The sequence below is a fragment of the Paucimonas lemoignei genome (assembly GCF_004342585.1).
GTDB lineage: Bacteria > Pseudomonadota > Gammaproteobacteria > Burkholderiales > Burkholderiaceae_D > Paucimonas > Paucimonas lemoignei.
Window position 1 is genome coordinate 1 of sequence record NZ_SLZQ01000026.1, and the last position, 5,326, is coordinate 5,326.

The window sequence follows — 5,326 nt, forward strand, 5'->3', positions numbered from 1 at the left end:
ATCACCACCGCAATTTGCAGACAAAGGATCGCCATCCTGATTCAGCATTCGACCGCAGATAGTGCACTTCATATATCTAACGCCGAGCTAACCGGACCGCAACGCCGCCGCGGAGCGGCAGCTTCTGTTGCGGCTCCGGGTTGAGCGACAAGTTAAATTTTTTACGGACGAATTTCAATTTTTGTTCCTACGTCCACCATTTTCCAAACTGTCTCCATGTCGTCATTACTTAGCGCGACACACCCCAGCGTCCAGTCCATACGCTGCGAAATAAATGACAGCCAACCTAAACCATTCTTTTGCCCGTGGATCATGATTTGACCACCAGGATTAACACCACGAGCTTTTGCCGAAGAAACGTCTGCCTCGTTCGGGTACGAAACATGGATGGCTTTGTAATACGCGCTATCTGACTTTTTATAGTCCAGCGTATAGCTTCCCTCTGGCGTTTTTCCATCCCCTTCCTGTTGCTTATGCCCGATGGGGTTCGAACCTAATGCGATTTTGAATTCCTTGACCACACTGCCGCCGGCTATGACTTGAAGCTTTCTCTCAGCTTTCAATACGCGGACCAATTCAACTTTGCTCTGCGCCCATGCCATCGAGCAGGTTAGCGAAACTAAAAACACGACTAGTAAGCGCATAATAAAATTTAACGCTGAACTAACAGGCACCGCGCAGCGGTGTCCGGGTTAAGTGACGAGTTCTGTAATTTGCTCGACGCACTCGGCATCACAGTATTTCTTCCCATGAGTTTTCCACTTTCACCGAACATGAACCGTTTCCCGTGACGCACGGGGCCGCAACCTCAATTCCGGCTTGCTAGCCAAGACCAGTCTCTGTTGCACTACCACCGACCGAAAGGTCACAACGCGCTCGAACACCCAACCCGTCCACAACCTGAAGCCGATAGCTCTGTCTCTTCGCCAGACCGCAGGCTGGTTGACCCGCCGCAGGATTTGCTTGCCAAGCCCTTCGTGCTCCGCGCATTGATCAGACCGCCGCAACGCCCTCACACGTCAACACTGCCTTGCCTCCTGCCGAACCACCTGGTCGCGCTTCGCTGACCGAGACGGTTTATGAAACAGAACGCCGAGCTAACCGGACCGCAACACCGCCGCGAAGCGGCAGTCTTTGTTGCGGCTCCGGGTTCAGCGACGAGTTAGCAGGTGGCTCTAGCCAAAATGTGAAAACATTATCCATCCCAATTTCGGAAATATTATTACTCCCGATTCAAGCGCCGTCGCATAAAACGATCCTGGGGTCTTCATAGCGTTATAGATGGCTGCATTCATATCATCTGGTATATCTGAACATCCTTGGGCCAGCCCAGAAAGCCATCGGCTCCGCAATAACCCTTCTGGTTCCGGTTCCACATAAGGAGTTTCCTTCCATTCGCTGTACAGCCGGTTCTCGTGTCGTTTCGCTTTTCTGCTACTCTGAACCGCAGCTATTCCTTTGGCACGAATGCGCTCTGAGGTTTTAGCGTCGATTTTGTAGATTGCAACTCCGCATCCCTCTCCAAATCCTCCGCTACTTGCAACATAGAGGGCTTTATCAACCTCGACAGAATCAGGCAAAAAACCTTCATACCAATACTCGTCGAAATATGAACAACCTTTGGCCACGACGAACAACAGCACGATACCTACTGCTATAAACTTTGCAACCGGAAGAATCTTCATATCCTGCTAACGCCGAACTAACCGGCCCGCAGCACATGCCGCGAAGCGGCAAGCCTTTGCTGCGAGGTCCGGGTTGAGTGACAAGTTATGCATTCCCCCGCCACATTTTTATTCCTTTGTAACCGAAAAAAACGCCAAGCCCAACAAAGAACGAAACCATAGCTAGCGGGGCATATTCAGGACCGAAAACGGCCATGATTAAAGTATCGATCCCACGCTCCTTACCGCCCAAGGGCCAATCAAATCCCGCGATGCCTAGATGCAATCCCATCACAAGCATCCCTAGGCCAAATACAAAAATTCCTTGGCCAAGAACCTTGCGGCCTTCTGCTGTCAGTGGAACATCAGTGTGCGGATTTTTATTCATTCTGCATAACGCCGAGCTAACGGGAGCCGCGCAGCGGCATCCCGGTTGAGCGACAAGTTAAAAGCGATACCAGGCATCGGACTTGTACCTTTCAGGAATATTCTCGTCGGTTGGATCATCAATCCCTTGCTTTTCAAGTTCATCGAACCATTGATTTCTCTTCGACTCCGGCAATTTGGTACCGCACCATGGGCAATACCCAATCGCAATAGAGCTGGATCCTCCATCGTGCACGATAAGCCCATATTCGTTGAATTTTGGCGAGTAGTCGATCAACGCATCTGGACATTCAAATCGGTCAGTATGCTGCGCGCATACCTGACTGACTTGTTTGTTCATTTGTTCGCAGCAATGCTTGGACATGACTTTTAACGCCGAGCTAACTGGCCTACAACACATGCCGCGAAGCGGCATTCTTATGTTGTAGGTCCGGGTTCAGCGACGAGTTAAACATTATTTCTCATTCTTGAACTATCAGATCATTCACTGTAGCTATTACCTTTTTATGCACATCCTTCCACTTTTTCAACAAGTGACCACTTAAATAATAAGAAATAAGTACACCTTTCTGATGTTGAAAAAAGGTTCGGCATTGTGAAGGATTTTTCCCAGGCAAACCTACACAATTAAAAACCAAACGACCGCCATTAGGAGTTCGTAGCAACGGGTCCGTGCTTTCAAAAGTACGGTAACCCCAACCTCCGCTATCACCGACCTCAACGTACTCGATCAGATCCAGTTCGGGGCGCCGATTTATCGACGCCCACTTCCTCGCGTTGAAGTATTCCTCGATCTTTTCGTCGCTTTCATACCCATGTTTTCCGATCTCTACTCGAACCAAACCTAGCGTTTCACTATTAACAGTTGTTGGTTGATCGAGCCAAGAATTCAGATTTATGTGAATAGTGACCTTGTCTGCCTGCCCTCGCACGATTCTGTCGTATGAATATGGATTTGGATATAGTTCTGGAGGAATACTGAGCAATACGCCTTTTATACGCAAATTACTGATTTTATTTTTCAGTATTCCGTGAGCTTCTTTGTACTCTTCAGTATTACTTGATGGTTTTTTCTCGCCGCAGCTAGCAAGAAGTGCCATGAGCAATGAAATTGATAACAGCCGACAAAAGCAAAAATTTGATCTCATCCGAACAAGTCGCATCCTAAAAGTGGCGCCAAAAAAATAACTGTCCTCAATTTTTATGTTTAACGCCGCGCTAACAGGCGAGCAATACTTGCCGCGGAGCGGCAGCTTTATATTGCTTGTCCTGGTTCAGCAACAAGTTATGTTTCATAGCTCGATAATTTCGACTGAATCACAATAGCTCAACGCTTCGTCGACAAAGTGCTTAAAAGCCACGGAAGCCACTTTATTGTCTACGAGTGAATCCAGAAAATAAAAACCGTCTTCCTCAATTTTGAAATTGTATATTTCGGCCATTTTGCCTCGGTGGATTGGACTGGGAACCCTCTTGAATAAATTTTCCGGGTTGTAGTCCGCAGGAACCTTAAACTTTATCTTGTACTCTTTTCCCATATCAATTCCCGACGACGGCGGCCGCACTTGAAACATAACGCCGAGCTAACCGGACCGCGCCACCGGCCGCGGAGCGGCAAGCTGTTGGCGCGTTTCCGTGTTAAGCGACAAGTTAGATCACTTCCTCGGCTCGCAAATAGACAAAGTATTTTTTAAAATTCGAGTAATCATGCCGCTACTGAGCGAAGTAGATGAACCATAGAGCCGGAAGCGTAAGTAACAGAAGTATTATTTTCCATAAGATCCTGGCGGAGTCAGAGCGCAACTCTTCATGCTGATGTAGTAGCACCATTGACCACACGGCACCTCCACCAGCCGCGAGAATACTGGCTGCATAGCTGACCGTCAGCACAAGAAGGCCCAGAAGGACGTCCGATAGACCGCCTCCAAATTTACGCGCACTTGCGAACATTAACGCTACGAGAATGGCACCCAGACAAAACGGAGCAAGCCCCAAGACCATTAATGATTTCGCAGTTTTTAAATCCTTAGCAGCATCCATAGTTCAGTAATCAATAGCCTCTAACGTTCCATTGAGAGGCCGGCGCTGCCGACGTATCCGATACTGACTCTGCTCGCAACCATGCTGACCTCGTTAATGTATTCTTCGCCGGACCGGCTCCAATGGGATGTTATACCCACCGCCGAATAGAGCCCCGTCCACCAAGCTGTTTTCCACGCCCGCCTGCCACCGCGCTGCCACTGGCCCAGGAGGCTTGCAACGCGCTCACTGGGCCTCCGTCCTGAAACCGATAACGTCGCATCTCTGCCAAGACCGCAGGGCAGTCACAGCAAGGCAGGGCCAACCTCCAAAAGTCCGTAGGCTGGTCACTTCACCGCAGAGCCTTGCCTGCCAAGCCAACCTCACGTCGCGCGCCGACCTGACCATTGCAACGCGCTTCTACTGCAACAACTGCTCCGACCTCAATCGAACGACCAGCGCCACGATGACGCCTGACTGGCTCTCATTCGGTATAACGCCGAGCTAACAGGAACGCGCCAGGTGCCGCGAAGCGGCAGCTTGTTGGCGCGTTTCCGTGTTGAGCGACAAGTTAAATCTGTTCATTTTCCACATCTAATTGCTGCAGCCTGACTCAGTCGAATACATCTCCAGTCTTTCCACAGCTAGAGATGACGGGAGCTGTCTGTATCAATTTCTTCTGTTCTGTTCCATCTACGTCGCGGTATCTTAGAAAATATCGAACAACCACAAAGTCTGACTTGAACCCGAATAGCCGATCCAAGAAAGGCAGATTTATCAAGCCTTCCGTGTCTCTCGCTACTTTAACCACTTCACAGCAACCAGGATTTATTGAGAAAAATTCTTTCTCGTCACGGTATGGAATTGGGTTTTCCGGCCCCAACCTTTCAGGTTTCCATTTCCGCTGTCCGTCTTCTATGGTCAGTCTATAGGCAACATTTCCTTGTTTGGGGTAGCGAGCCAAGATTTCTCTTACAACGATGAGTATCTTTTCTTCGTTAGAAAGATAACGCTTCTGTCCAAAACAGTACCCGTTGTAGCTAAGAAAACCAAGGTATAAAACGTATCCAGAAATACTAAGCAGCCCAGCGGCCAATACAGCAAAAGACAACTTTATACGCCAGCCGGTATTTCTAACGTGTCGCATGTACTAAATCGATTTAACGCCGAACTGACCAGCCCGCGCCCTTTGCCGCGAAGCGGCAAGTTCTTGGGCGCGGGTCTGGGTTGAGTGACGAGTTAAATGTTGCTCCCAT

General features: G+C 49.1%; 7 protein-coding genes. All 7 read right to left on the reverse strand.

Translation table 11 applies throughout. The features are described 5' to 3' along the window. Positions 1–161: 161 nt before the first annotated feature. A complete protein-coding gene (locus EDC30_RS19225) occupies positions 162–602 on the reverse strand; it encodes a L,D-transpeptidase family protein (RefSeq protein WP_207907338.1) in 441 nt (146 codons plus the stop codon). A gap of 573 nt (positions 603–1,175) precedes the next feature. Further along, the gene (locus tag EDC30_RS19230) at positions 1,176–1,685 is read right to left on the reverse strand and encodes a hypothetical protein (RefSeq protein WP_132260545.1); all 510 of its coding nucleotides are present in this window, start codon (positions 1,683–1,685) and stop codon (positions 1,176–1,178) included. A gap of 85 nt (positions 1,686–1,770) precedes the next feature. Continuing rightward, complete coding sequence (locus EDC30_RS19235; RefSeq protein ID WP_132260547.1) at positions 1,771–2,052, reverse strand: hypothetical protein; 282 nt, start codon at positions 2,050–2,052, stop codon at positions 1,771–1,773. Positions 2,053–2,109: 57 nt separating this feature from the next. Then, positions 2,110–2,466, reverse strand: coding sequence for a DUF6980 family protein (locus EDC30_RS19240; protein ID WP_424447046.1), 357 nt, complete (start codon positions 2,464–2,466; stop codon positions 2,110–2,112). A 46-nt stretch (positions 2,467–2,512) separates the two neighbouring features. Continuing rightward, positions 2,513–3,151 (reverse strand): hypothetical protein, encoded by a 639-nt coding sequence (locus EDC30_RS19245; RefSeq protein ID WP_132260551.1) that lies wholly within the window; start codon positions 3,149–3,151, stop codon positions 2,513–2,515. Between the two features lie 192 nt (positions 3,152–3,343). After that, positions 3,344–3,589, reverse strand: a complete 246-nt coding sequence (locus EDC30_RS19250; protein WP_132260553.1) for a hypothetical protein — start codon at positions 3,587–3,589, stop codon at positions 3,344–3,346. A gap of 1,094 nt (positions 3,590–4,683) precedes the next feature. Continuing rightward, positions 4,684–5,181 (reverse strand): hypothetical protein, encoded by a 498-nt coding sequence (locus EDC30_RS19255; RefSeq protein ID WP_132260554.1) that lies wholly within the window; start codon positions 5,179–5,181, stop codon positions 4,684–4,686. Positions 5,182–5,326 lie beyond the last annotated feature (145 nt).

What these genes read in the sequence shown, in the direction of transcription:
- EDC30_RS19225 (WP_207907338.1), bottom strand. Translation starts at nt 602, where the DNA reads ATGGCATGGGCGCAGAGCAAAGTTGAATTGGTCCGCGTATTGAAAGCT.
- EDC30_RS19230 (WP_132260545.1), bottom strand. Translation starts at nt 1,685, where the DNA reads ATGAAGATTCTTCCGGTTGCAAAGTTTATAGCAGTAGGTATCGTGCTG.
- EDC30_RS19235 (WP_132260547.1), bottom strand. Translation starts at nt 2,052, where the DNA reads ATGAATAAAAATCCGCACACTGATGTTCCACTGACAGCAGAAGGCCGC.
- EDC30_RS19240 (WP_424447046.1), bottom strand. Translation starts at nt 2,466, where the DNA reads ATGCCGCTTCGCGGCATGTGTTGTAGGCCAGTTAGCTCGGCGTTAAAA.
- EDC30_RS19245 (WP_132260551.1), bottom strand. Translation starts at nt 3,151, where the DNA reads ATGGCACTTCTTGCTAGCTGCGGCGAGAAAAAACCATCAAGTAATACT.
- EDC30_RS19250 (WP_132260553.1), bottom strand. Translation starts at nt 3,589, where the DNA reads ATGGGAAAAGAGTACAAGATAAAGTTTAAGGTTCCTGCGGACTACAAC.